We start from the raw sequence: 24,541 nt of genomic DNA, 5'->3' as shown, positions 1-24,541 counted from the left end.
AGGTGGCAGCTTCAACAGGGCGAAACTGTTGAAGTATGGATTGACGGCAGCCAGTACAGAAACGGCGTCGTGGACGAAGTCTTGCCTGATGGCTCAGCTTTCTGGCTGGCAGGGGATGGACCGAGCACACGTGAGTTCATTGAGAGGTCCCGCGGCTTCCACCTATGGCGAGATACGGCGTAACCGGTACCCCTGTCCTGCAGGAGGTTCGTGGTCACCATGACCGATCCAAAGGGTGACCGTGTCACCAGTTTCCTGGAGGGCGTGGCGCCCACCTCTATACCCGCAGCACAACGCTGCCCACCATTCGACATTGTTATACAAGGAACATCAACATGACCAAGACCTCGATTCTTCCCGACCCGCAGACGTTCTCGCAAGCCGTCAACAGGCTTCACCGCAGCTCCCTGCGGCCTGCATCCTTGGGCATGACAGAGCCCGGATCCGTAGCGCTCTCCATGGGCGAACCGGATATCGGCACTCCTGGGGCGGTGGTGCAAGCGGCCATTAGCGCACTAAAGAGCGGCCGCACACGATACACCGCTCAATCAGGACTTCCGGAACTGCGCCGCGCATTGGCCGAAACGTATTCCGAACGTTCAGGTCGCATAATCCAACCTGAGCAGGTCGTCATCACTCACGGGGGTAGTGCCGGACTTGCAGCATCGGTGTTCGCTATGGTTAGCCCTGGCGACCGAGTACTGATACCCGAACCCACATATTCCCTCTACGCCGACCAGCTGGCGATGGCCGGTGCCGACGGTATCTGGATCTCCAACCATGCCGATGGGAGGTTGAACCTGGAGAGCCTTGAGCGAGAGGCCCCGACCGCGAGAATGATCATTCTGTGTAACCCGGGGAACCCGACTGGGCGTGTGTATGCAGCTGACGAGATGCTCGCACTGGCTGCCATACTCGAGAAGAATCCTCACCTTCTACTGCTGGCCGATGAAGCCTACGCCGACATTGTTTACGACGGGTTGCCCTTCCTCTCCTCCTTGTGCCTGCATTCAATCGCCGACCAGGTCATCTACTCGAACACGTTCTCCAAGTCCTACGCGATGACGGGATGGCGAGTGGGCTTTGTTGTTGCTTCACCCGAACGGGCCGAGGCCATCAATTTGGTTCACCGATCCATCAATGGATCGCTAAACACTTTCGTTCAAGATGCTGCCTTGATCGCACTGCAAACTCCGGAGAAGGATCTTGCCGCCCTGACCGAGTCCTACCGTGAGCGAAGGGACGCCGTGGTTGATGTTCTCAGCCGTATACCGGGCGTGAGCCTCCTGAAGCCCCAAGGCGCGTTCTACGCCTTTCCCAAGATAGCCACAAAGTTGAACTCGGTTCAGATGGCAGAGCGTTTTGCGGCCAACGGTGTGATCGTTCGCGCAGGCAGTGAGTACGGACCCTCTGGAGAGGGACACGTACGTATTTCGTTTGCAACGGACATGGAAAGCCTGAACGAAGGTATGAAGCGCTTCGCGGAAACCGTTCAAGCCATTGCCTGACAGTCCTGGCAGTCCTGCGGCCCAACTCCGTCCTCGGATCCAGACAGCGGGCAAATGGCCAAGTCAGCAGCGAGTACAGCTTCGAATTCGGGAAACGAAACGGCCGTCCACCCGCACTTCGTGGACAGAGGTCACCTGGCGTCCGTCGTCCTCGCGTGGAATCGGCTGCAATCCAATTTCAAGGTCTTGAAGAAGGGATCAACAATGCCGAATGTTCGCTCCCGCTATCACCAAGCCGCAGAAACCGCCGCCGCCACGGGCCATCACGCGCCGATCAGTGGGTGGTGGGTCTCCCAGGATGAAGTGGAGCCATACAGGTACTTCCAAGCGGGAGAAATCATGCCTTCACTAAATGGGGCCGGCACGATTTGGTTACTTGTTGAGGATGTACCACCTTCACGTGTAGTCCGCTAAGGTGGCTTTTCGGCCACTGGTAGGAGTGCTGGTCGTCCCTCGCTTCAAACAGCTCAGCTGCGGGGTGGTACTCAATCCGGTTCCGGCGGTCAGGACCAACTGGCCATCAGGAACATCGATCCTGAGCCGCCGAAAGAACTCTGAGGTGAAATAGAGGCAGCCGCCGGCGGTCGCAAGGTTTGCCCGTCCTGTCCATCAGTGGGAGCTCGCGGGTAGGTTCAGGCCCGGGGTTCTCAACATTGCTGCACGCTGGAGCAACCGAACGATCGGAAGCCGTTACTTGGGTTGCGCCATCTCCAGCGGCTCCCGGTCATCCACTACCGCGATTTCTCCGGTTCCACGTCTCACCAAGTGGCTGGCGAGAGTAATCGTGCGCGCTGGCAGCTCCGGCTGAGCAATTCTATCGATGGCGAGTTTCGCAGCCTGTCGTCCGACTTCCTCGGGATCACGGACAAGAGCCGTGACGTGCAGACCAGAAGAGAGCTCGCTTTCATCGAGGGCTATGAAAGCGAGCTTGCGGTTGTTCTCGATGCGGTCCAGCAGCACGCCTGTACTGATGCCAAGGTTCAGCGCCAAAACCGCTGTTGGCGGCGAGGCAAGGTTCATGAGATCGGCCATAGTCGAGCGTGCCTGCGCCGGGGTGATGAGATTCTCGACGACGAGGTCCGGCTCCTCCTTTAGGCCCCGATTGGCCAACGCCGACCTGAACCCACCTAACCGTTGCTTAGCGCGGAAGGAGCTGTTTTGCCCGGCAAGAGCCGCTATTCTGCGGTGGCCCAGGTCGAGCAGCTGGTTCGTTGCTTCTTCGACGCCGCGGTCGTCATCGGTCATGACCACGTCCGCATCGAGACCACCGGCGGGCCGGCCGACGAGAATGACGGGCGTGCCGAAGAGATGGCCGGGGCTGAGGAACTCGCGTTCATTGCCATCAGGCATCACCATGAGGGCACTGACTCTACGGTCGATCATGGCTCGCGCCAGTTCCGGCTCGCGCGTTGGGTCCTCATCTGTTGAGCCGATGAGAAGTTGCAACCCAGCGTTTCTCAGTTCCTTTTCCGCACCGGCGGCGACACCGGCCTGATACATGTTAGTGAACGTGGACATGACGAGGCCGACCGCTCCCGCTCGGTTTCCGTGGCGTAGATCTCTGGCCATGGGGTTGGGACGGTAGCCCAACTGCTCGACGGCCGCCATAACTCTGGCCCGCGTCTCAGGGATGACTTTCTCGGAGTCTTGCAGAACCCTTGTCACTGTAGCGGTGCTGATCCCGGCAAGCACAGCAACGTCTTTGACCGTGACCCGGTGTTGCCCAGTCCCTGCCATTCCAGCCCCCTCGGTTTTTTATGGTTCCTCCAGTGTAATCGTCGACATGAAATTCAATGTAATCGTTGACATGCTGGCTTCTTTGGTCCAATACTGATGATGTTGACGTTTACATTGATCAAAGGAAATCCCAATGTCCCATCGGTTAAAGCCTGAATCCTGCGGCCCGGCCGCGGCACCCGAAGCCGCAGGGCGACCATGAGGGCCACGCTTACCGACGGCCGCCTTGGCGCCCGTCCTTCAGCGGCTTTGGTGGAACACGTGAACGGGCTGGAACTCACAGATGAGCTGGCGGGGGCTGAGGAATACGTCCTGATGGACATCGCCCACGCCGTAATGCTGACCCACCAGAGAATTTTCACCGAAGACCACGGCCGGGCACTTGTAACCGCTCTGCTCGGCTTGCTCGATAAAGGTCCCCGGGCGATCCTGGCCGGAGATCCAGAAATCGGCACCATCACCCTGCAGATCGAGCGGTATCTCGAGGACCAGTGCGGCCCGGGTGGCCTGGACATTCAGCGGGCCCGAAGCCGTATCGACCAGAAGGCGACGGGCTGGCGCTTGATCAACCGCAAGGCGTTCCTTACCGTAATGGCCGAGCTCATCGTGCTTGGCGAGACTCTCCTGGATGCCGCTGAACACTACGACAGTGTCCTCATCCCCGGATACACTCACCTGCAGCACTCCCAGCCGAGCACGTTAGGGCACTATTTCAACGCCCACTATTGGGCCGTCTCCCGCAATCTCAGCCGCCTTGAACAGGCCTATGAACGTCTGAACGAAAGCCCGCTCGGCGGGGCCGCTTACAGCGGAACGTCATGGCCCATCGACCGCGAAGCCACGGCGTCATATCTGGGGTTCGATCGTCCCATTCCCAATGCGCGGGACGCGGGCGCAGCGGCAACCGACATGGGAGCCGAGTTGGCCGCAACCCTGGGACTGGCACTTTCCGGAATCAGCAGGCTTGCCTCTGACCTCTACTACTGGTCCTCCACAGAAGTTGGGCTGGTGCGGATCCACCCTTCGCTGTGTGGCACCTCCAGCATGATGCCGCAGAAGCGGAACCCCATGGTGTTCGAGCGGATCCGGGGCCTGGCCGGCAGCGCGGTGGGGTGGAGTGCCAGCCAACTGGGTGTGATGCACACATCCACGTCCACCGACGTGGATCAATGCTATGTACACAACCTGATCCCCGGCTACTGCCAAGAGACAACCGGGGCAATCACGCTTCTCACCGAGGCCATTGCAACCTTGGAGGTGAACGTCGAAGCAATGAAGGCGTCCGCGGGCAGACATTGGTCCACGGCCAGTGCCCTCGCCGACGATCTGGCACTGAGCCACGGCTTGAGCTTCCGCCCGGCTCACGACCTTGTCGCCCGGTTCGTTACCGCGCACGAGACCTCCGACGTTCCCGACGGCACACTGAACCCGGAGCTGGGCGAAGCTCCCTTGCAGCACTACAGCGCGCAGCGTCTTTCATCAGTCCTGGATCCGGAGGCCTTTGTAGAAAGCCGGATCAGCCGTGGCGGGACCTCCAAGGTCAGACGACAGGAACTTGCTGCTGAAGCCGGGACGGACCTGGAGGCTCACCGCAGGCTCGTGGACTCGCTGGCCGCCCACCTCCTGCAGGCACGGGAACGCCTCCTGCATGACGCGGCCCTCATAGCTGCCGACGGCACTGAGCACACGCCCTAAGGCGCCCCCGGAACCTAACTGGAACGTCGCCCGACCGCGGCAAAACCCTCAAAGAAGAAGGAAGATCCTCATGTTTTCTGCGTTATCGACGAAACGAAACCGCCAGCGCCTGGCAGCGGTGGCTGTCGCTGCGGCGCTCGGCGTTACAGTTGCCGGCTGCGGCAGCGGTGGCCCTTCACAGTCCAGCGGAGCCACCGCCACCATGTGGTCCCTGACCAGCGGAGACCAGCCCGTCATCAAGGATGCGGTCGCTCAGTGGAACGAAAAGAACCCCGACCGGAAGATCAATGTCGAATTCTTTGCCTCAGACGCCTATAAGGCAAAGATCCGCACCGCTGTTGGCGCAGGCCAGGCCCCGACCCTGATCTTCAACTGGACCGGCGGCGTTCTGCAGTCCTACGTCGACAACAAAGCCGTCGAAGACCTCAGCGACCTTGTTAAGGAAAAGCCGGAAGTCGCTGACCGTTACCTTCCCAGCGTTCTCCAAAACGGTGTGATTGATGGCAAAACGTACGCCTTGCCGATGAACAAAGTGAACCCGGCAACCATGTACTTCAATAAGGACCTTCTGGATAAAGCCGGTATTGAGCCTCCGAAAACCTGGGACGACATCCTCGGCGCGGTCCCCAAACTCAAGGCGATCGGTGTCGCCCCCTTCGCGCTGGGAGGGCAAACGAAATGGCCGGAGCTGATCTGGCTTGAATTCCTCGTTGACCGCCAGGGCGGAACCGGGGTGTGGGAACGAATCCAAAAGGGCGAACCCGGCGCATGGTCAGATCCTGCCGTCCTTGAGGCGCTGAAGAAGATTCAGCAACTCGTCGACGCCGGCGGTTTCCAAGACAGCTTCGCGTCCACTGCCTCCAACTCGGGTTCGGAATTGGCCCTGCTCTACACCGGCAAGGCTGCCATGTGCCTGCAACTCTCCTCCCAGTTCCAAGCCATCAAGCAAGGTTCACCGGAATTCATTGCCAACGACAAGCTTGGGTACGCACCGTTCCCCACCATTGAGGGCGGCAAGGGCGACCCGTCCTACACCGTCGGCTCCCCCGCAAACTTCTTCTCTGTCTCATCGACCGCGTCCGAAGCACAGAAGAAGACTGCGAAGGACTTCCTCGCAAGCGGCCTGTTCAACGACTCCTACACCGAGGGCATCATCAAAACCGGCGCCGTACCTCCGCTGCAGGGAGTGGACAGCAAACTCGGCACGGCCCCGGACAGCGATTTCCTCAAGTACACCTACGACCTGGCAGCGAAAGCCCCCACATTCCAATTTTCCTGGGACCAGGCCGTGGACCCGTCACTGGCAGACACGCTGCTGACCCACCTGTCACAGGTGTTCCTCAAACAGGAAACCCCCCAGCAGTTTGTTGACGCTATGAACGCTGCGAGCAAGAAATGAGCACTCCAACACTCAGCCGGGCCAGGAAAACCGGCGTCAAAAGCATTGATGGCACCAGGGCATCGCTGGCGTGGCTGACCGTCCCCGCGCTGGTCTTCTTCGTAGCCTTCGCCATCATCCCCCTCGGCGGAGTTATCGTCCTTAGCTTCATGCACTGGGACGGAATCGGTGACATCAGCTGGGCAGGCTTCGCCAACTGGGCATCCGTACTATCGGACCCATTGACCGGTGGATCACTATGGACCACCGTCAAAGTCATCCTCATTAGCTGCGCCATTCAGATCCCCATCAGCTTGCTCCTCGGAGTCTTCACGGCCGGATTCCAACGCTACCGGGCCGTCCTGTCGGTCCTCTTCTTCGTCCCCATCCTGCTGTCCTCGGCCGCTGTCGCCCTGACCTTCACAGCACTTCTGGACCCCAACTTCGGGCTCAGCGGAGCGATTCCCATCGAAGCCTTGAAGCAGGACTGGCTCGGCAACCCCGACTTGGCACTTGCCGTGGTGGTCTTTGTCCTGTCGTGGCAGCACATTCCGTTCCACGTCCTGGTCTACCAAGGCGGCGTACGACAGATTCCACAGTCCCTCTACGAAGCGGCAAGCATCGACGGAGCCAATGTGGTCCAGCAGTTCTTCACCATTACGGTCCCCCAGTTGAAGTACACCTTCATCACGTCCACAACACTGATGGTTGTCGGCACGCTGACCTACTTTGACCTCATTTTCGTCCTGACCGGCGGAGGCCCCGGCCACGCGACTACCGTGCTGCCACTGTTCATGTACCTCGAAGGCTTCCGTGCCAATGACATGGGCGGCGCAAGCGTCCTCGGCGTGATCCTCGCCGTCTTCGGCCTCGGGCTAGCCCTCCTCATTCAACGACTCGGCGGTAAGAACCGCCAAGCAAGCCAACTGGAAGGTGCATGATGAGCCTCCGAACAGCATCAGCCCCACGGTCAACGACTGGACCCACCTCAACGGCACCACTGCGCAAGTCTCGGAAGCCGCTCAACGTTCCAGCCGGGGCCGCAGGCTTCCTCTGGCTCACCGTCGTGATCCTGCCGATCTACTACGTCGTCATCACCAGCTTCAAAGACCAACAAGGCTTCTTCGCCTCGAATCCTTTCCTTCCCGCGGAAAACCCAACACTGGCGAACTACCAGCTCGTGCTCGAAAACGACTTCTTCCGATACCTCGCCAACAGCCTGATCGTCACCGCAGGGGCTGTGTTGCCAGCAGTGCTGATCTCTTTCATGGCCGCGTACGCCATCGTCCGCGGCAACGGACGCCTGCTCACCGGAGTCAGCCGACTGTTCTTGCTCGGGCTGGCCATACCCCTCCAGGCAACGATCATCCCGATCTACTGGGGCATCACCAAGCTCTACCTCTACGACAGCCTCCTGGCGCTCATCCTGCCCGGCATCGCCTTCGCCGTGCCAGTTTCAGTGCTCATCCTGGCCAACTTCCTCAGGGACGTACCCAACGAACTCTTTGAATCCATGCGCCTCGATGGTTGTTCGGACTGGTCCATGATGTGGCGCCTGGCATTTCCCCTCATCCGCCCCGCCATTGTCACTATTGCCATTTACAACGCCCTCAACGTCTGGAACAGCTTCCTCTTCCCCCTGATCCTGACCCAAAGCGCAGAAAACCGTGTCCTACCGCTCTCGCTTTGGGCCTTCCAAGGTGAGTTCACCATTAATACTCCAGCGATTCTCGCTGCCGTCGTGCTTTCCGCGCTCCCACTGGTCTTCGTCTACATCGTCGGCCGCCGACAACTCGTCGCAGGCCTCACAGCAGGATTCAGCAAGTAGCAAATGCACAATACAGAGGGGCGCGCCAGATCTGGCCCGCCCCTCTGCCGTTCGTCGATAACTAGCGCACCCGGCGTCGTTCAGTCCTCGGATTCTATGCTTGCTTCTGCCCAATCGAGTGCGGCGACAACGTGCCCTTCGTTAGGCAGTGCGACTTTCTCGTCTGCGGGCAGTTTGTCGTAGGTATAGGCGGCGACGGCCATGGGTGAGGTTGAGCGGCCGAGGCTGTACCGGACGCTGCGGTCGTTCTTGGTGCCACAGATGAGGATGCCGATGGTTTCGTTGTGGTGCTCACGGCGGAGCATGTCATCGACAAGAGCGACATAGAAGTTCAGCTTGCCGGCATACTCAGGCTGGAACTTTCCTGTTTTGAGCTCGATGACCACATACCGGTTCTGGTCCATGTGAAAGAACAGCATGTCGATGTAGTAGTCATCGCCGTCAACATCGAAGTGCACCTGCCGGCCAACGAACGAAAACCCAGGGCCCAGCTCCCGCAGGGTTTCGGTAATCCTGCTGGTCAGCGCCAGTTCAAGTTCCCGTTCGGCAACTTCCCCCGACAGGCCTAGAAATTCGAAATTGTATGGGTCCTTGGCGACTTGCTGGGCCAGCTCGGAATCCTGTCCAACAAGCCGTTGGACAAAGTTCGACGGCGCCGCGCCGGTCCTCTCCAAGGTCCGGTTCATGATCATGTTCAACAGGACGTTGCGAGACCATCCATGCTCAACGGCCGCACCCGCGTACCAGTCCCGCTGACGCCGGTGGTCCAACTTGTCCAACAGCACGGTGATGTGGCCCCACGGCAATTGTCCAACAGCCTGTTGGACAATTGGGTCCGGCCAGGCCGCGGCGAAACCCCGCATGTAAAAAAGATTGGATCGAGACAGCCCCTTCATCTCGGGAAACTCGGCCCGAAGGTCTTCGGCCAGACGCCCCATAACCCCGCTCCCCCATTCCTCGACCTCCTGACGGGCCAAGACAGCCTTGCCAATCGACCAATACAACTCGATCAGCTGCGTGTTGACAGTTCGCAGGGCGGTCGAACGGGCGGTCCGGACCCGTTCCTTGAGCGAGGCCAAGAAATCGGAATACCCTGACGGCAGGGCCAAGGAACGCGAGTCAGTCATACCATCAACCCTAATGGCCGCCACTTCGGGACAATTGCGCCACAGCCAGTGGCGCAATTGGGAGCTTCATCTCAATCGGAAGCTGTTTGGGATCGGATTGTGTCCTTTGTTGGGGCCTCCGGATGCACAGCCAATAGTGCAACAGCGTGTTGCACTATTGAGCCCGAACCAGTGCGTTGTCGATTCGCCCTGCTGCCGCGTACGTCGCTGCCGGGAGCCTAGGGCCACATCCCTCTCGCATCGGGAAACCAGCCTGCGGGTGCCTTCTTGGGTTCCAGATGTTCGGGGTCGCGGTGTTTTTGCATGTCGCATTTGTGAAACGGCCCCCGCGGGTCCAGAAGGACGCGCATGTGGTGGTCTGCATGATCCCTCCACCACACGCTCATACCGGTGGCCCCGTCGAGCCTGAGGTGTTCCCAAGCCCGCCACAGCGCTTCGACGCGGGAGACGGCCTCGGGGTGGAAGTACCAGTCGAGACACCACTTCGCGGCCCGACCATCTACGTCGCGCACGTACGTGGGGAGCAGCTGCTCGTGCAGGAACTCCTCGGCCGACCCGTACACCAGCTCCGGTGCTTTCGGTTCCTCCGCTGCTTTCTCCGTAGACACCCCAGGGTCTCCGCTGCCAGGAGCCGGGGCGAACAAGCCAATGTCGTTTGTCATCGTGGGCGCTCCTACTTTGTAACCCAGGGGTTGACTGTCGATGCAGCTGGCACAGTCTCAGTGGGTTCTTCAGGACGCGGGCTGTACTTCTTGATGGATGCCTCCACGGCTTCTTTATGGGGTCCGGTGTACCAGGGCATGGTCCGGACAAGGGTGGCGGGGGCGCCGGAGGCGAGGACGACAGCCCGGCCACGGTCGAGTTCGGCGAGGTTGGAAACGTCGAAAATGCGTTCCTTGCTCTGTTGGCGGGACCGGCTGGAACCGGACTTGCCGGAAGACGTGGAGACGTTGATGTAGCTGTAGTCCCCGATCAGGTCCATGAGCTCGCGGAGGAAGCCTGCCTCTGCCACACCACCGCCGTAGACCTTCACGTTTGCCGCTGACCAGATTTTCCGCATTCCTGCCTCGCCCCACAACTCCACGCCCTGGGACCAGGACTGCAAGATGCCCATGACGATGATGCCTTTGGATCCGTAGTGGCTGAAGAGGTCCGGCAGCGCTGCCCATCGCACCACGTTGGCCAACTCATCGAGTGGCAACACGGCGGGCTGGGGAAGGCGACCGCCACAGCGCTCAGCGCGTTCCTCCATCGCCTCTGCAATGGCAACTGTCAGGGCTGTGGTGAGAGGGGCTGCGGAGCCGGCACCTTCCTTGGAGAGGATGTAGATCGTCTCATGCGAGGCAGCGAACGCGTGCGGGTTGAACTGGCGGCGGGCATCCGTGGCCACCGTTGCCCCACCGGTCGGTGCGACCCAGCGCAGCGTGTTTCGGCTCTTGAGGCACTGGATCATTTTCTCTGCCGTGCCGAAGATACCGTCGCGCTGCTTATCGGCCAGCTTTAGCGTGGATTCAAGGCCCTTGTACTGCAGCTCGTAGTCATGCTCCCGGAGAATTTCAATAGGCTCTTGGCTGACCTGTTCGGTGACCCAGATGTAGACCTGTGTGATGGGCAGATCCCCGAGTGCGGCCGCGAGGAAGTACGAGGACAGAATGTCCTCGGCTTTGGGATCGAAGTAGGCGTCGGGCTTGGACCCGGGGACGCGGGAGCCGATGGAGAAGTGTTGGGTGAGTTTGTAGGCCTTCTCTTCGTCGGTGACGTAGGAGAGCGGGTTCCACCACCAGTCCGGTTCTTCCTGGGCGATCTTCTGCGGGTCGAACACCCACGCTGGGGCCGCTTGCTCGCGGACGCCACGGGTGCCGTCCACGACGTCGCGCTTGTTAGATGTCGAGACCACGGCGCCGGGTGCGTTCAGGATGGCGGGAATGACCCGTGAGGTCGATTTACCGGTACGGGGTCCCCAAATGTCGATGCTGAGGTCTTCCCACGACTGGATGAATTTCTGGCCTGTGGAGACGACCTTGCCGACCACGATGCCCGCAATATCCTTCACGCCCAGGCGCTCGGCGGTCGCTTTCGCTCCCTTCTCGGAGAACGCGGCCAGCGACTTACCTCGTCCAAGGTACCGGGCGGCCTTATCGACACGTGCGCGCTTTGAGGCACCCTTTTTCCAGGCTACGAGGAGAACGATGGTCAGGGCCAGCACCACACCGGCCATGACACAGGCAGCGACCGTGGCTTCGGTCGGCCACGGCACCCGGCCCTTGACCAGGCCGGCGATCAGATCAATCGGATGGGCTGGTGGCGCGTCGATGCCAGCCATCCACGAGCCGAGGTGTAGGGCGGTGTAGGTTCCGCCGCCGAAGACGACGATGAAGCCTATGGCTAGCCAGACCAGCACCGCATCGCCCATCCCGATTCCCTTGCGGTTTGGTGCACTCACTGTGTACCTCCATCACTGGGCAGACTTGGGGCTGCCGGTTCAAGCAGGGTTTCGGGGGCTGCATGCCATTTGCCGTCGGTGTCATTGACGCCCTCGGGGCCTTTCTCCAAGGACGTGAGACCGACCTGGACAGGGATCCCAGGACGGCCGCCGACCTTGATGAGGAACTTTCCCCGGCCCGGAGGTTCGACGTCGACGCCGCGTGAGTCCCACGCGGGCGGGTCCTGCCAGCCAATGAGCTTTTGCTGCTCCTGCCAGGACAACGGAATAGCCGAGGTCAGCAGCGGCATCTCCGAGGCCGGAAGCCCGCCGCAGATCACCATTCCGGAGCGTTCGACGAATCCGCGGGCTTTCATCCGGTCCTCTTCTGCCGGCAGGGCCAACAAGTCAGACATCGTGTGGGAAATCATGATCTGCCCAACACCCACGGAACGGTTCAACCGGGTCAGGGCGTCCACACGGTCCACCATGCCCTTACCGGCCCGCAGCGCCCGCCACAGCTCGTCCAGGACCACGAAGTAGTTCCGGCGCGGTTCCAAACCTGCATCGGCGAGGGCGTTGGCGACGTTGACCGTACCGAAGCCGTAGGACCAGCACGCGAGCAGGACGGCGGCCTGCAGGTCCGTTTCGGTCTCGTCAATGCTGGAGACGTCGAAGACCACGGCCCGGTCACGCTTCATAGGCTGGCTGGTCTGGCGGGAGAAGATTTCCCCCAGCTTCCCGCCACCGGTCAAACCGAGCAGGGTTGCCTCCAACGCCCGGGTTTCCTGCAGGTAGACGTTCAGGTCGCCGCGGTCCAGGGCGACCTGTCGCAGCTCGTCGGGGGCGGAGACGATAACGTCCAACAGGTCCTTCAACACCGGCACACCGTCAAAGCGGTCATCGAGGACCCGCAAGGCGCGGTCCAGGATCGTTTGCTCCTGGTCTGTGGGCGGGTTGTTCCGGCTGATCGTGATCAGCGAAACCACCATGGTCAGGCGGCGGCCGTGCGCGTCGGCCCGGACGCGCGCCGCGTCCTCAGGGTGGCCGTTATCTTCAAGAAGCTGCGCGGCTTCAACAGCCTGACCCGGGTCAAGGATGTTCAAGTACCCGACACCTCGACCAAGCCGGATAACCTGCCCACCGAGGGCCCTGACGGCTTTGACGTGCTCGCCCTTGAGGTCACCCAGGATCAACGGGTGAACCCCTTGTGCGGAGAGTCCGATGAACATCCGCCGCACGACCGTGGACTTCCCCAGCCCAGGCTTGCCCAGGATGAACGCCGAAGGGTTCGAAATCAGGCGCGCGCGCTGGAACCAGCTGATCGGATCGCAGCAGACCGTGGCCTGTGTTTCCTCGTGGCGGCCCAGCGGGACACCGACCATGGGTGAGGACGCCCCGGAAGAGAACGGCCACAGGCCGCAGACCTGAACCGTTGTACCCCGGTACTGCTTCACGGAAGGGACGAGCTGGGCCATGCCCCCGCCACGACCCGGCCAGCCACGGGCACCAGGCCCAGCCTCACGCGGCTGCTTCTCAGCTTTCTTCGGCGCAGCCTTAACCGGGGAGGTGCTGTGCTTCGAGGAACGGGTGAGTTTCGGGAAGGCCATTACAGAGCATCCTTAATCTCGGATGGGACCATGCTGTGCTCGGGCAGCACCAGGCCCAAAGGCAGAGATCCGGCGAACACGGTGTCCTGTGACCCGTAAGCCCGGCGCAGCAACAACCTGGCGCTACCGGAACTCTGTTCCACAGCAGCCACAGCGTCTGGAAGGCGTTCGCGGTCGGTCACGGTGGCCGTGACGACCACACCGAAGTTCACCAACCCGGCACCTTGGGCTTCTTCCTGCGCGGTCTGTTGCGCTGACCGGGCATCCACCAAGGCACGGGCTGATGGCCGGTTTCCGGAAGTGATACGGACGTTGGCGTTGTTCTGGTCCTGTTCGACCACGGCAGCGGCACGGGCCGAATCCATCGGACGGTACAGCAACGAGACGCGCTTGCGGTCAATGTCCCCATGCGGAGCCAGCAACCGGGCCAGGACCGAAGAATTCACCGATCCACGCGGGGCACCGGTCATGGTCCAGGAAACTGAGAACGCGGAATCGTGCCGGTAGTTCTCCCAGTTGGACTGGTGCGCGGTGGGTCCGACCTCGCCCCAAGTCAGGGACACAGGGGACCCGGCAGCATGGGCTTCATCAATGATCAGCGCTGCGGGAGGATCGTAGGCGATCCTCACGACCTCGCAAAGCTCCTGCGCTGTCGTTGGACGGGCGATGCCAGCACCAGTGGACTGTAACCGTGCCGAAAGGCCGGGGATCCGTGAGGCCAGGTCACGGGCGACTTCTTCCGGCGTCCGCTTTTTGGCCCCGGTACGGATGGCGGACTTGAACGTCAGCGATACCCAGGCGCGGACCGTCGCCGATCCTTCCGGATAGGTGTCTACGACCTCGTGGAGCATTTCCCGGGCGAACTCGGGTGCGTTCGGGTCGATGTTCATCAATACTTCGTTCCGGAGCCGGTAGCCAGAATCCGGGGCGGTTTCTACCGTTACCGCTGCGGCGTCCAGCCCTGCCTCATCGGCCAGGCCGGCGAGCCAGCCGCCCCAGTTCGCCACCCACGCATCGACCTGCTCCGGGTCCACGAGGGAGGCCCCGTCGGGTTCGGTGGAGAAGATCACGGTGAAGTGGCTCGTGGCGGGCACGTGCAGCAGGGCGAACGGGCGCTTGTAGGAGTCGGTGAATTCGTAGAGGGTCGACTTCGCGGCCAACCCCGGGAGCTGGTACATGCCCCACGGCGTTACACCGAGCGGACCGGAACGGTAGAGGTTCGTCCCGGAGGAGCGTGAGATCTTGAAAGCCATCCGGGTGCCAAAGCGGTCAACGATGGACTGGCCGTGCTTGTCCTTGACTGTCAGCAGCAAGGCGCTGACACCGGCAAAGGCAAGAACGCCCAGGCCGACGAACAGGCCCCAAATAGCGAAGCTGACGATGCCAGCCAAAAGCCCGGCAAAGACGATCGCGGTGCCGATCGCGCCGAGGTTGGCCAGCCCGGCTGAGCGCGGTACGCGCCAGTTGCCGTAGGACGGTTCTTTGTATTCGGTGTTAATTGCTGCCACTGGGGCCCTCCCCGGTTGAATCCTGTGCGGTCTTTTCGATTGCCTGCGACGTCGCGGACGCCACCTTTGCTCCTGTAGCTACAGCCACACCAGCCGGACCAGCTGCCGGTACTCCCCCGCTGGCTGCGGCCGCCCCTGCACCGGCACCTGCCGTCGCCCCAGCAGATCCGGCACCGGCCATTCCGGCCTTGGCAGCTGCGTCCATGCCAGCAGCTCCACCGGGCCCCGTAGCGCCGGGTGTTGGCTGTCCTCCCCCTCCTCGGGGGCCGGGCGTTCCATTACTGCCCTTTGGCGAACTGCCCATTTGGGTGCTCGATGTGTTCGTTGATGATGAAGGGGTCGGTGAAGCGTTGCCCCTGCCGCTACCGCCACGACCAAGTGAGACCGCACCAGTGGCGATCGCGGCCACAGCGGCGCCAGCTCCTGCGCCACCCCCTCCGGAGGCGACGGCAGCAACCAGTGGCGTCACGAAACGCATCAGGGCGGGCAAAGCGAACAGCGCCACGATCATCAACGTGAAACCCGTAATGGAACTGATCAGGGCATCCTGGCCTTTCCCGCCCATGAGCAGGAACGCGACGGAGTAGACGATGGCGGCGGCGGGTTTGTAGGCGATGAAGGCGATGGTCCAGCCGACGGCCTTTTGAAACCATTGTTTGCCCATCTCAGTGTTGGTGAACGAGGCTGTGGTTGGCATGATGCCCGCAAGGACCACCAACATGCCACTGCGGACGACCATAAGGACTATCTGGATAAGGGACGCGAGCAGGCCGATGAGACCCAGGACGATGAGGATGAAAACTCCGACGCCTGTCTGGTTGGTAAGTACCAGGAGTTTCATCGATTCTGCGAAGCCCTTGCCGTCCGTGGACCGCTTGATAATCTCGGCTGAAAAGACGTCGGCTGCGATCACAAGGATCGAAATTGTCCCTAAGCCCAGGCCGCTTACCAAGGTGAGCGTCAATAGTGACCTGAGTAGGTCTTTTAGAGGTGCCCCGCGCTGCTCCCAGATCAACCGAATGCCACCAAGAATGACAGCTAGGACTGCCAGTGCCAGTGTCCACGGCATCAACTCGCTGTTGACGGCGGAAACAACAGGGCTTGCCGTCGAACCGTCTTGACTCGTCAGGTTCACCGTCGGCGTTGAAACCCAGAAGGTAGACAGAGTCGTCACCATCTGGCTCATGCCCTCCATGATGGCCTTGGCCAGATTGTTGATGGCGTCATCGGCAATACCTGCGGCAACATTGCTGGCACCCTGCCCGGTCCAGCAAACGACGTTCCAAACTTCGCATTCTTTCTCTGCCATGTCAGACACCGGCCCAAGGGATGAACGAACTTAGATCGCTGATCTGCCGGACCGTTCCTCCGCCTGCAGCGGGAATATCCAGTTTCCAGTCGCCGTCTTCCCACACCAGTGACGTCGAGAAAGCGCCATATCCCCCGTCGCTGCTCTTAATCGCCAGCTCTACCACCGCAGCTTCGGGCGTATAAGAGTGCAGGATGAAACCAGCGATCTGGACCTTGGGAGAGCTTCCACCGCTGACGTCCTTGCCCTCCTTGATTGCCTGGACTGCTTTGTCACGTGAGGGACTGTCGGCGGCAAGTTCCAGGTAGACCTGTTTCGCATAGCCGTTGAATGAAGCAGCCCAGATGTTGGCCGTTGCGTAGAGCGCCCCTGTAGGCGACTGCGCAAAGCACGACCTCAGGCCGTCCTTGCCTACAGTTCCAGGCCCTGACGTTGATGGATCGGTCGGAACGGCCATGGCTCCCACCAGCTCCCACTTGGACTTGGGCGGGGTACCAAGGGCTGTTTCCTGGCTGGCAGGTAGCCCACAGACGCTCTTGCCGGCTGGAGCGCTACCGATGGGCTTGGCGGTGGCGGAGTTACTGGATTCTGCGGGGGATGGTTGGGCGTTTCCTTGTCCTTTGGGGAGCAGGAAGATCACGACGGCTGCTGCGATCAGCGCGACCACCAGCGCGGCAGCAATAATGAAACCGGGCTTGGTGAACGGATTGGCCTCGGTGGTGCTCTCTGTTGACTGGCTCAAAGTGAACCTCCCGTTGTTGGTGCTTGGCTTAGACGAAGGCGCGGACGATACCGGCGGCACCAGTGATGATGATGCAGCCGAGCAGGACCCAACCCAGCTTGGCGATGGACTGGGCGCCTTCGCCGCGCTGGAGCTGGATGACCATGGTGATGCCGACGATGATGACGCCGAGAACACCGAGGACGAGGCCTATACCGGAGGCCCAGTTCAGGACGGTAAGCAGGCCCCCTGCTTGCGCGGGGACGACGGGAGTCGGGTTGGGAATGACGCTCGTGGCGATTGCGGTGATCGAGTTCATGGTGAGTGGCCTTTCAGTGGTTGGTGTTTGGGTTGGTTTCAGTGACCAGTGCGGTTACGTCGGTGATGAAGCGTTGGTATTCACGGGCTGTTGGTGTGGTGGTGGAGTCGCCGTGCCGCCATGCCTCGACCCACGGAAGGGTCCAGAGCCGGGGCGCTCCCCCGCCGATGATGGCTGTGAACTCGCGAAGTGCTTTGGGTGTTTTGCCCGGCGCATCCGCGAGGACGGCGAGGCCGAGCAGCTCCACCGCGGGTGCGGCGCCTGATGCCCATTGCGTCAGGGCGCTTTGAGCTGTGGTGAGCCCGCGCATGTCTGCCCGGCAGACCAGCAGTACCCGGGGCTTGCTGCCGTCCGGCAGGACAGGCCAGCAGTGACCGGTGGGGCGTGCCCCTTCCAGCAGATCAGCGGTGCGGCTTTCACCGGCCCCGCCGTGGCTGCCGACAACCCACAGCGCTGCGGTGCCGGACATGGTGCGGCTTGCCAGACGATCTGCGGTGTCGGGTTCGACCATGCCTTTCAGCGGCGTGCTGATCACGGCAGCCGGCGGGACGTGCACGTCAGGTGTTTGTTCTTCGATGCCCTCGGCAGGGCTCGTGATCCAGGGGTTCAGTGACAGTTGCATGGTTCCTCCTTTCTTCAGTTCCGTGTGGATGGATTAGAAGCCTTTGGCGACGGCGGCCCCAGCTGCCAGCCACGCCCGCTGGGTGGCGGGCTGGAGAGCTTCGTAACGGATGGGGCCGTTGACCAGGGCGGGATCATAGGGAATCCGCACAACAGCTCGCACCAACGGGGCAAATCCGTCTGCGATGCGCTGTGCTTCGTCTTTGGCTCGTTTGAGGGCATCCCCGGCCATGCCCCGCCTTGAGTCGGTTGCTTCCGAAACAATGACCACAGCGTTCCGGGCCAGTTCGGCGTCGTGGCCACCACGGGACTCGAGGGTCTGCAGCGTCAACCTCGCCGCCTCTGCACGGTCTTCCATGGCAGTTACCGGGACTACGAGCTGGTCCGTGTGGTGGATCATCTGGCGCCAGTTCGCAGATCGTGCGGTGTTACCGGAATCCATCACGATCATCCGGTAGTACTTGGTGGCCACGCGGTGCACGATGTCGACTTCCTCGGCAGTCACTTCATGGTCACCCTCGTCGTTCTCATCCGAGCGCAGAACGTCGAACTTATCTGCTGTTTGGTGGTGCACAAAGTGAGCCAGGTCGGCGCTGTTGGATTCGGGGGAAAGAAGCCGCGTGGAAGAGTCCACCAAGTCCAAAACGCTGGCATTATGCGGCCCCTGCTCGGTGCGCCACCCCAGCGTTCCCTGAGATTCGTTGTTGTCCCACGCCAGCACTGGTCCCCCACCGAAGCGAGCGAAAACCGCGCTCAGGCACACTGTAGTTGGTGTCTTTGCGGTGCCGCCCTTGCGGTTGACGACCCCAACCACGCGAGGGCCCGGCCAGTGCTGGCTTACCGTCCGGATGTCTTCACGCTCTGCAAGTTCTTCAGCCGAAGGTTCCATGCGGAATCCAAGGCTGGTGAGGAACCCCCGCCAGCCGTTCTTTGCAGGTTCTAGGGAAGGTTCGCTTACAAGGAAGGAAGTCTCTTTCAAGCTGCGCCGGGTCAGTGGAGCCTTCGACGCAGGCGCAGCTGCCTGCGGCACTTGGGCATCGGTGACTCGCTGCCCCTTCGAGTCCGAGAGCTGAGACGCGCCCGGGCCGTCCGTGTTCGCTTCGGCTTCTACAGGGGTGGGCGGCCACGGCTGGCGTTCCACTACCGCTGCTCTTTCTTCGACCGAGGCTGGCTGTGAGGACACGACTACCGGTTGAGGTGCGGCCATCGGGACTGTCTCAATGACGGCCGGTGCTACGGTCTCTGGCGTGGTCGCGGGGGCCTGTGCCCGGCGACGGGCCGGGCGCGGTTCGTAAGAGACGGATTCGATCTTGTTGTCCGGGTGCACGATCAGTTCTCCGTGTCCTTCGGGATCCTCGATCTGGACCCGAACCGGGCGCTGCAGAGTTTGGGCCTCTCCCACGACGAGGGCGAGTGCGTTGTTGCGGAGGTCCTGCAGTGTGTCCCCGTCGGGGACGACGCGTGAGTTACCGGCCACAACGACCTCAGCGGTGCCGTTGTCGCGGACGATGGCCTTGATGCTTGGAAAGGCCAGGACCTCAGTTGATGCAGTACTCATGAACTTTCTTCCTTTACGTATGTGAGGTGAAGAGGGGTTAGGCACTCTAGGACGCTGGCGGTGTGAGCCGGTTGACCTTCCACGGGGCGTCCTTGCCCGTGCGGAGCAACTGGAGCGTGTAGGTCCCGGCGTTGGTCGGGACAGTGGCTGTGACGCCGTAGCCGTTGGATTCATCGACGGTCAGCTTGGCCGGGCCGGTGACCCGGTTGGCTGGGATGTTGGCCGGATCCACAGCGGAGTAATCGGCGGTAGCCTGCGGGGTGAGCCAGCGGGCAAGATCATTGGCCCACTGTTGTTCCTCGGCCTTGGGGCGGGCGAAGTCGGCCATGGCCTTCTGCGCGATATCCACGGCCTGATCCTTGCTGGCCTGGTCCCAGGCGATCCCAATCGTGGCAGGGACGATTCCGCCCGGTGCCTGCGGGCCGCTGTCAACGCTCAGGGACACCGGGGCTGAAGGCGTCGGTGTCGTCTGCATGGGCGCTGGCGTGGTGTTCGAGGCCGGTGCGCATCCGGCGCACAGCAGCCCTACCGCTGCGATGAGGGCCAGGGGCTTATTCACTTCTTCTCCTCTTGGTTGGGCAGATACAGGAACGCGGACGGGACACTGCCTTTGACGGTCCGGGTGTAGTAGTTGTGGTCATCCGGGGGCGGATTGCCGTTGTAACCCTCTTCGACGTAAGTCCCGTCGTCCTTGACTTCCTTGACCACGGCCACGTGACCGAAGGTCGGGTCCGAGCCGCCAACACCGGGCGAGTACCAGACCACTGCACCGATGTGGGGCGTTTTACCGGAGGGCCAGCCCTTGGCGTCCCAGCCGGCCTTCCACGTCACCGCAGAACCAAGGCCCTGACCGTCCGGGCGGAAGTTGCCGTTGAGGACCTTGAACGGGGCACTGGTCGAACCCATCTGCTGGTTGACCCGCCACAGAGCGAAGTCCACGCATTCGCGGTAGAACATCCCCAAAGGCGAAGCCGCCGCCGATCCTGCCCCGACCTGCAACCAAGTCGGAGAGTCCTTCCACGGGTAGTCATCCCCCGCACCGGACTTCCCCGGTATGCCACAGCTACCAGCGTCAACACCGACTTTGCCGTCCGAGAGTACCTGGACGATCTTGACCGCTTCGGGCCAGTACTTCTGATAGTGGTACGGGTCGGCGTTGCGCTGGACCTTGTTCCCGGCAATGGTCGGCTCCAACTGCTCCCAGCCCGGGACGGCCTGCAGCGCCTTGATGAAGTTCGTGGCACTGATGGTCGGGTCCATGCGGTCCGTGTAGGAGCCCCAGGCTCCGTTGTCGCGCTGCTGGAACAAACCACGGGAGTCCGGGCCGGGACCGTCCCCGTAATCCAGCACACGCAGGCCTGACTCCCCCAGGGCCACCATGATGCTGATGGTCTGACCCTTCACGGAAAGATTCAGCGCTTTACCGGCTCCCACGACAGCGGCAGCGTTCTTCAACTGCTCAGCGGAATACCCCTCAACCTTCGTGCTGCCGTCAACGACAACCGAGACCGGGCCGCAATCAGCTGCAGCAGTTTTCGCGGGTGCCAGCAGCAGGACGGATGAGAAGATCAGCCCCAAGAACAGGCTTGGGACGGCAATGAGAGCCAGGAGGCCCAGCGACTTACGCCGCATCAGGGGCTCCAGCTGCAGGCATCCAGAGACGGAAGTGCTCCAGGCCGTCCTCGTCGTGTGCAAACAGCAAAGCATTCACGGTCCACACCGCACCGAACGTGTTCTTCACAATCCATCCCCCTGGGTACTGCTTCCATATCTACTGCCCCCAGCTGCACTAGTAGTGCCTGTCAAACTGCCCAGTTGGGATGCCGCGGCCGGGCTCGTATTTCTTGTTCTCGTAAAGGAGCCTGGGCGCGCTTCCCATTCACTGGCATCTCTACAGCTACGCCGTCGAACGGGTGCCTGGGATCTAGCAAGTGAACAGTGGGCCGCATAACGCCTCCTTAGTGATGAGGGCCGGAGATGAATGTGGGTGAATAGCTCCAGATTAGCGAATAGTTTAACTAACCGCTAATCTGATGAGGCCTCTTGGGTGGGGATGCGGCAAAATAAGAACCATGCCCCGCTACTCCCGCCCTAAAATCCCATCCAGTACAGAGCGGGCAATTAGCGTGTTCAGCAACTCAACAAAAGTGGCCATTGTTGGCTACCTTGCTAAATCGGGGCCGGCCACCAGGGGTGAAGTGGCCAAGGGGCTGGAAATTGGGGTACCGACGGCGCAGAACAACCTGGTGCAACTGGAGGCCGAGGGGGTACTAATGGCGGATCCGCCGGCCTCAGAAGAGCGGAATGGCCAGCGAGTCAGGTACACCGTCGACGCCGATGAGGTGGCCCGACGCTACTCCATCCTGGGTCGGGCACTTGGCCTCGACGAAGACCAACCTGAGGACTAGCGGCGCGAGCGAATCCCAACCACAGGCAAGGCATCCGCTCGCGCGAGAGTGCCGCCCCCTGACCGCCGGGTGGGGGTAAATCAAATTGCTGGATCGTAGGCACGCCAATAGCCTACCTTGATCATGCTCAAGATAAAAAAAGCATGCTCAACATCAGCGTGCCGTGAGTGTTCTAGTCGTCTTCGTCCAGGATTCTGGCTATCGCTTGGAACTTCTCAGGTGAGACGCCCTTAAGGCTACGGGCAGCGAATTTCTTCACTCTCTTCTCGCGGAGCGTCTTTAGCGACTTGAGCTGCTTTTCGATGCGTTCGGGAATCTCGGTTTCGAAGTCGTTGAGGTACGCGGGGTTCACCCCGAAGAAGTTGGCCAAGGCCGTGAGCAGTCGTTCATCCGTCACGGTGGCTCCGGTGCCGTCACGCATGTACAGCCAGCGCGAGCGAGACAGAGTCACGCCTTGCTCTTGCAGGCCTCGCCGGATGTCTTCAAACTCGTAGGGCTCTCCCCCACTGGCCACCATCACGTCGAGCAGGAGATTCAGCCGCTCCGACAGGGTCTGACGCCAGGCGTCCCGCGCTTCGTTGAGGTTGGGCGCCACCGTTATGCTCCGAGCAACGACAGGCTAAGCAGGTATGCGAGCCATGCGACGACTCCAATGGCGCTTCCCCAGAGCGACTGGGCAACGTTCTGGCGCTTCAAGGCTGCTCGTGACCAGATAAGGGCCGGCAGCACAATCAAAGCCGCGAACCACAGTGGAGACAGCGATGTTCCGAGGCCCAGCACGATGCCGGTGAACATGGCGGTGTGTACAGAAATGTTCCATCGTGACCGGCCCAGAGCGATGAGCGTCGCTCCGATGAAGAAGGCGATGCCGTTGGCGATGAGCAGCGCAGGGGCTCCCAACAGGGCCGTCACGATCAGGCCAAGGCCAAGCACGCCCGCGCAAGCCATGAAGCTCCTCGTCTTCCTGCGCTCTTCAGGCCAGCCCAAGGACTTGCCGATCCGCGGAAAGACCAATACGCCAAGGAGGATCACGACTGCCAATGCCGCCAGGGTGGCGACGAGGGCGGGAACGGATCCTGGAGCGCTGATGGCCGTTGCAACCGCTGCCACCAGGAGCAAGACCGCAGGGTGGAGAATCCGGCTAACGGCTTCTGCCGCGCGTCCTGGGCTGGTTTGCTGGTCAAGCATGTGTGTTAACTTCCATCGTTCGAATTGTCGCCAGTTCGGCTTCAGAGAGTCTACCTTCTAGGGTTGCATCCGATTCAAAACAGTCACGTATTTCGACGCCCCTTCGATGCCTTCGCATGGCGGGGTCCCGGCTCATGATTTCCATCAGCCGGCCGCGGTACGGCCAGATGACGTACTGGTCAATTTCCGGTTGCAGCTTGGCCCACACCGGGCAGAGGTTCCAGAGCTCCCGCCGGGCGATGAAGTCCTTCCTGGCGGAGCCCAGCCACCGGGGAAACGTGGGGATCCCGATGGCCAAAGCGAAAACAATGGCGGCGCTGGCTGTGAAGATCCGTTCCAGCGTTCCGAGGATGTCGGGTGGGGATCCAACCAGGTCGGTCAAGGTGATTGTGGCGTGGATCAGCGCGACGGCTAGGGCAAAGCCGGACCCAAGGGCTACGAATGCCAGCGACCGACGCCGGCGCAAAGACTTGAGACGCGGTCTGTAGCGCACACTCAGGCGCATCGCGGAAAAGGCCACTGTGGCAAGGTGCGCAAGCATCAGAAGGCTATAGGTGGCGACCAGCGGATTGCTTTCGTATTGCCGCATACCCGAACTGCTAAACGACGGAGCTGCCAGGATGAACAGCATCACTTGGCCGCCATAGCTGGCCGCTGCTATGACGCAAGCAAAAATGACGGGACGCTTTAGTTGCGAAGGGGCCATGGCCCGCCAGATGCCTATATGCATTGAGAGCAGGGTCGCCGTCAGGAAAGCCCGCTGGGCCAAGGCAAGGTAGTTGACACCTCCCAGGGCTGCGTCCACGGCATAAAAAATCGGCTCGACAAGGAAGATGGCGGTGAGCGAGCCCAAGAAGCTGCCGTAGATCCACGAACCATGCATCCGGCGACCCCGGGAAACATACATCGCCACGGACGACAGCAGAAGAACGACGGCGGCAATGATCAGGACAACACCAGCGAGAGTCAACCGATTACATCTCCAAAGCCCAAAATCTCTTCTTCCCTCTTTCCGGAGCGGATTTGGGCATAGAGGTGGTCCGCCAGCAGCTCCGCCTCTGCTTCGATCCCGGTCCGGAGCTTGGTGTGCCTCCACCCATGGAGCACCTTCCGCGGGTCTAGATCCGGGAACACGACAGCCAATTCCTCCCCCGTGAGAGGCTCAGGATCATGTTGAAGCAGAACGTGCGAGATCTCGTGCAGGATGTTCATTTCGCCGGCGAATTCTGATCGGTCGCCCACATGAAATAGACGGTTTACGTCGTCGCCCTCATGCCAAAAACCTGACATGTCCACATCCAGCAGGTCATCCCTCCGCGAGAGCTGGATGGGCCTCTCCGTAACCAGTTCAACAAACCGCAGGAGCTTGTCCAGGCTTAGAGGCGACGGCAGTTCCAGTATCCGGGTGAAAGCGGATACTCTGCGGGCTGCTCGACGCCTATCCAGCGCACAGGAGGCGAATCTCCCGAGGCGGCCAAGGTGCCGCTCTGCAAACTGACTGGATGATGCAATAGGATTTGTCTTGAGCATGCTTAACTCTTAACAATCATGATCAACTTAGTATGGAAAAGAGGAAGTACATATGTCACATCCTAACTACGGCA

At 61.3% G+C, this 24,541-nt stretch carries 23 protein-coding genes; 6 read left to right on the top strand and 17 right to left on the bottom strand.

Features of this window, described 5'->3' with window-relative positions; translation table 11 throughout:
* Positions 1 to 335 precede the first annotated feature (335 nt).
* The gene (locus tag IEY62_RS20670; protein WP_189021285.1) at positions 336 to 1,508 is read left to right on the top strand and encodes a pyridoxal phosphate-dependent aminotransferase; all 1,173 of its coding nucleotides are present in this window, start codon (positions 336 to 338) and stop codon (positions 1,506 to 1,508) included.
* A 690-nt stretch (positions 1,509 to 2,198) separates the two neighbouring features.
* Here IEY62_RS20670 and IEY62_RS20665 read toward each other — a convergent pair.
* A complete protein-coding gene (locus tag IEY62_RS20665; RefSeq protein WP_189021284.1) occupies positions 2,199 to 3,245 on the bottom strand; it encodes a LacI family DNA-binding transcriptional regulator in 1,047 nt (348 codons plus the stop codon).
* A 198-nt stretch (positions 3,246 to 3,443) separates the two neighbouring features.
* On the opposite strand from IEY62_RS20665, the gene IEY62_RS20660 reads away from it, so the two are divergent.
* From IEY62_RS20660 to IEY62_RS20645, 4 genes are all read left to right on the top strand, one after another.
* Positions 3,444 to 4,940 carry an argininosuccinate lyase gene (locus IEY62_RS20660; protein ID WP_189021283.1) on the top strand — a complete coding sequence of 499 codons (1,497 nt, stop codon included), beginning with the start codon at positions 3,444 to 3,446 and terminating at the stop codon, positions 4,938 to 4,940.
* Positions 4,941 to 5,010: 70 nt separating this feature from the next.
* Positions 5,011 to 6,339: an ABC transporter substrate-binding protein gene (locus IEY62_RS20655; RefSeq protein ID WP_189021282.1), complete on the top strand. Its 1,329-nt coding sequence runs from the start codon at positions 5,011 to 5,013 to the stop codon at positions 6,337 to 6,339.
* A complete protein-coding gene (locus IEY62_RS20650) occupies positions 6,336 to 7,259 on the top strand; it encodes a carbohydrate ABC transporter permease (protein ID WP_189021281.1) in 924 nt (307 codons plus the stop codon). The genes IEY62_RS20655 and IEY62_RS20650 overlap by 4 nt, the downstream gene beginning before the upstream one ends.
* Positions 7,256 to 8,146, top strand: coding sequence for a carbohydrate ABC transporter permease (locus IEY62_RS20645; RefSeq protein WP_189021280.1), 891 nt, complete (start codon positions 7,256 to 7,258; stop codon positions 8,144 to 8,146). The genes IEY62_RS20650 and IEY62_RS20645 overlap by 4 nt, the downstream gene beginning before the upstream one ends.
* A gap of 80 nt (positions 8,147 to 8,226) precedes the next feature.
* Here IEY62_RS20645 and IEY62_RS20640 read toward each other — a convergent pair whose 3' ends face one another.
* From IEY62_RS20640 to IEY62_RS20585, 12 genes are all read right to left on the bottom strand, one after another.
* Entirely contained in the window at positions 8,227 to 9,273 is a 1,047-nt protein-coding gene (locus IEY62_RS20640) for a PDDEXK nuclease domain-containing protein (RefSeq protein ID WP_189021279.1), read from the bottom strand.
* 218 nt (positions 9,274 to 9,491) lie between these two features.
* Positions 9,492 to 9,935, bottom strand: coding sequence for a DUF4913 domain-containing protein (locus tag IEY62_RS20635; protein WP_189021278.1), 444 nt, complete (start codon positions 9,933 to 9,935; stop codon positions 9,492 to 9,494).
* Positions 9,936 to 9,946: 11 nt separating this feature from the next.
* Positions 9,947 to 11,716, bottom strand: a complete 1,770-nt coding sequence (locus tag IEY62_RS20630; protein WP_189021277.1) for a type IV secretory system conjugative DNA transfer family protein — start codon at positions 11,714 to 11,716, stop codon at positions 9,947 to 9,949.
* Positions 11,713 to 13,305 carry a helicase HerA domain-containing protein gene (locus IEY62_RS20625; RefSeq protein ID WP_189021276.1) on the bottom strand — a complete coding sequence of 531 codons (1,593 nt, stop codon included), beginning with the start codon at positions 13,303 to 13,305 and terminating at the stop codon, positions 11,713 to 11,715. The genes IEY62_RS20630 and IEY62_RS20625 overlap by 4 nt, the downstream gene beginning before the upstream one ends.
* Positions 13,305 to 14,813: an SCO6880 family protein gene (locus IEY62_RS20620; protein WP_189021275.1), complete on the bottom strand. Its 1,509-nt coding sequence runs from the start codon at positions 14,811 to 14,813 to the stop codon at positions 13,305 to 13,307. The genes IEY62_RS20625 and IEY62_RS20620 overlap by 1 nt, the downstream gene beginning before the upstream one ends.
* On the bottom strand, positions 14,800 to 16,122 hold the full coding sequence (locus IEY62_RS20615) for a hypothetical protein (protein ID WP_189021274.1): 1,323 nt from the start codon (positions 16,120 to 16,122) through the stop codon (positions 14,800 to 14,802). Before IEY62_RS20615 ends, IEY62_RS20620 begins: the two co-directional genes overlap by 14 nt.
* Before the next feature lies 1 nt (position 16,123).
* Complete coding sequence (locus tag IEY62_RS20610) at positions 16,124 to 16,864, bottom strand: hypothetical protein (RefSeq protein ID WP_189021273.1); 741 nt, start codon at positions 16,862 to 16,864, stop codon at positions 16,124 to 16,126.
* 28 nt (positions 16,865 to 16,892) lie between these two features.
* Positions 16,893 to 17,162 carry a hypothetical protein gene (locus tag IEY62_RS20605; protein ID WP_189021272.1) on the bottom strand — a complete coding sequence of 90 codons (270 nt, stop codon included), beginning with the start codon at positions 17,160 to 17,162 and terminating at the stop codon, positions 16,893 to 16,895.
* 13 nt (positions 17,163 to 17,175) lie between these two features.
* Entirely contained in the window at positions 17,176 to 17,784 is a 609-nt protein-coding gene (locus IEY62_RS20600; protein ID WP_189021271.1) for a DUF6668 family protein, read from the bottom strand.
* 33 nt (positions 17,785 to 17,817) lie between these two features.
* A complete protein-coding gene (locus IEY62_RS20595) occupies positions 17,818 to 19,341 on the bottom strand; it encodes a MinD/ParA family ATP-binding protein (protein ID WP_189021270.1) in 1,524 nt (507 codons plus the stop codon).
* 46 nt (positions 19,342 to 19,387) lie between these two features.
* The gene (locus IEY62_RS20590; protein WP_189021269.1) at positions 19,388 to 19,900 is read right to left on the bottom strand and encodes a hypothetical protein; all 513 of its coding nucleotides are present in this window, start codon (positions 19,898 to 19,900) and stop codon (positions 19,388 to 19,390) included.
* Positions 19,897 to 20,973 (bottom strand): CHAP domain-containing protein, encoded by a 1,077-nt coding sequence (locus tag IEY62_RS20585; protein ID WP_189021268.1) that lies wholly within the window; start codon positions 20,971 to 20,973, stop codon positions 19,897 to 19,899. Before IEY62_RS20585 ends, IEY62_RS20590 begins: the two co-directional genes overlap by 4 nt.
* Positions 20,974 to 21,467: 494 nt before the next feature.
* Here IEY62_RS20585 and IEY62_RS20580 point away from each other — a divergent pair, with 494 nt between their 5' ends.
* Complete coding sequence (locus tag IEY62_RS20580; RefSeq protein ID WP_189021267.1) at positions 21,468 to 21,749, top strand: helix-turn-helix domain-containing protein; 282 nt, start codon at positions 21,468 to 21,470, stop codon at positions 21,747 to 21,749.
* Positions 21,750 to 21,921: 172 nt separating this feature from the next.
* Here IEY62_RS20580 and IEY62_RS20575 read toward each other — a convergent pair whose 3' ends face one another.
* The 4 genes from IEY62_RS20575 to IEY62_RS20560 all read right to left on the bottom strand — a co-directional run bounded on the left by IEY62_RS20575 (position 21,922) and on the right by IEY62_RS20560 (position 24,467).
* Positions 21,922 to 22,344, bottom strand: a complete 423-nt coding sequence (locus IEY62_RS20575; protein WP_142940352.1) for a hypothetical protein — start codon at positions 22,342 to 22,344, stop codon at positions 21,922 to 21,924.
* 2 nt (positions 22,345 to 22,346) lie between these two features.
* Entirely contained in the window at positions 22,347 to 22,937 is a 591-nt protein-coding gene (locus IEY62_RS20570; protein ID WP_189021266.1) for a hypothetical protein, read from the bottom strand.
* On the bottom strand, positions 22,930 to 23,790 hold the full coding sequence (locus tag IEY62_RS20565) for a hypothetical protein (RefSeq protein WP_189021265.1): 861 nt from the start codon (positions 23,788 to 23,790) through the stop codon (positions 22,930 to 22,932). Before IEY62_RS20565 ends, IEY62_RS20570 begins: the two co-directional genes overlap by 8 nt.
* Positions 23,791 to 23,903: 113 nt before the next feature.
* A complete protein-coding gene (locus IEY62_RS20560; protein WP_189021264.1) occupies positions 23,904 to 24,467 on the bottom strand; it encodes a hypothetical protein in 564 nt (187 codons plus the stop codon).
* Positions 24,468 to 24,541: the final 74 nt, after the last annotated feature.

The sequence above is a fragment of the Paenarthrobacter histidinolovorans genome (assembly GCF_014647595.1).
Lineage (GTDB): Bacteria > Actinomycetota > Actinomycetes > Actinomycetales > Micrococcaceae > Arthrobacter > Arthrobacter histidinolovorans.
Note: the sequence above shows the minus strand (reverse complement) of the source record. Positions and strands in the feature narration are given on the sequence as shown.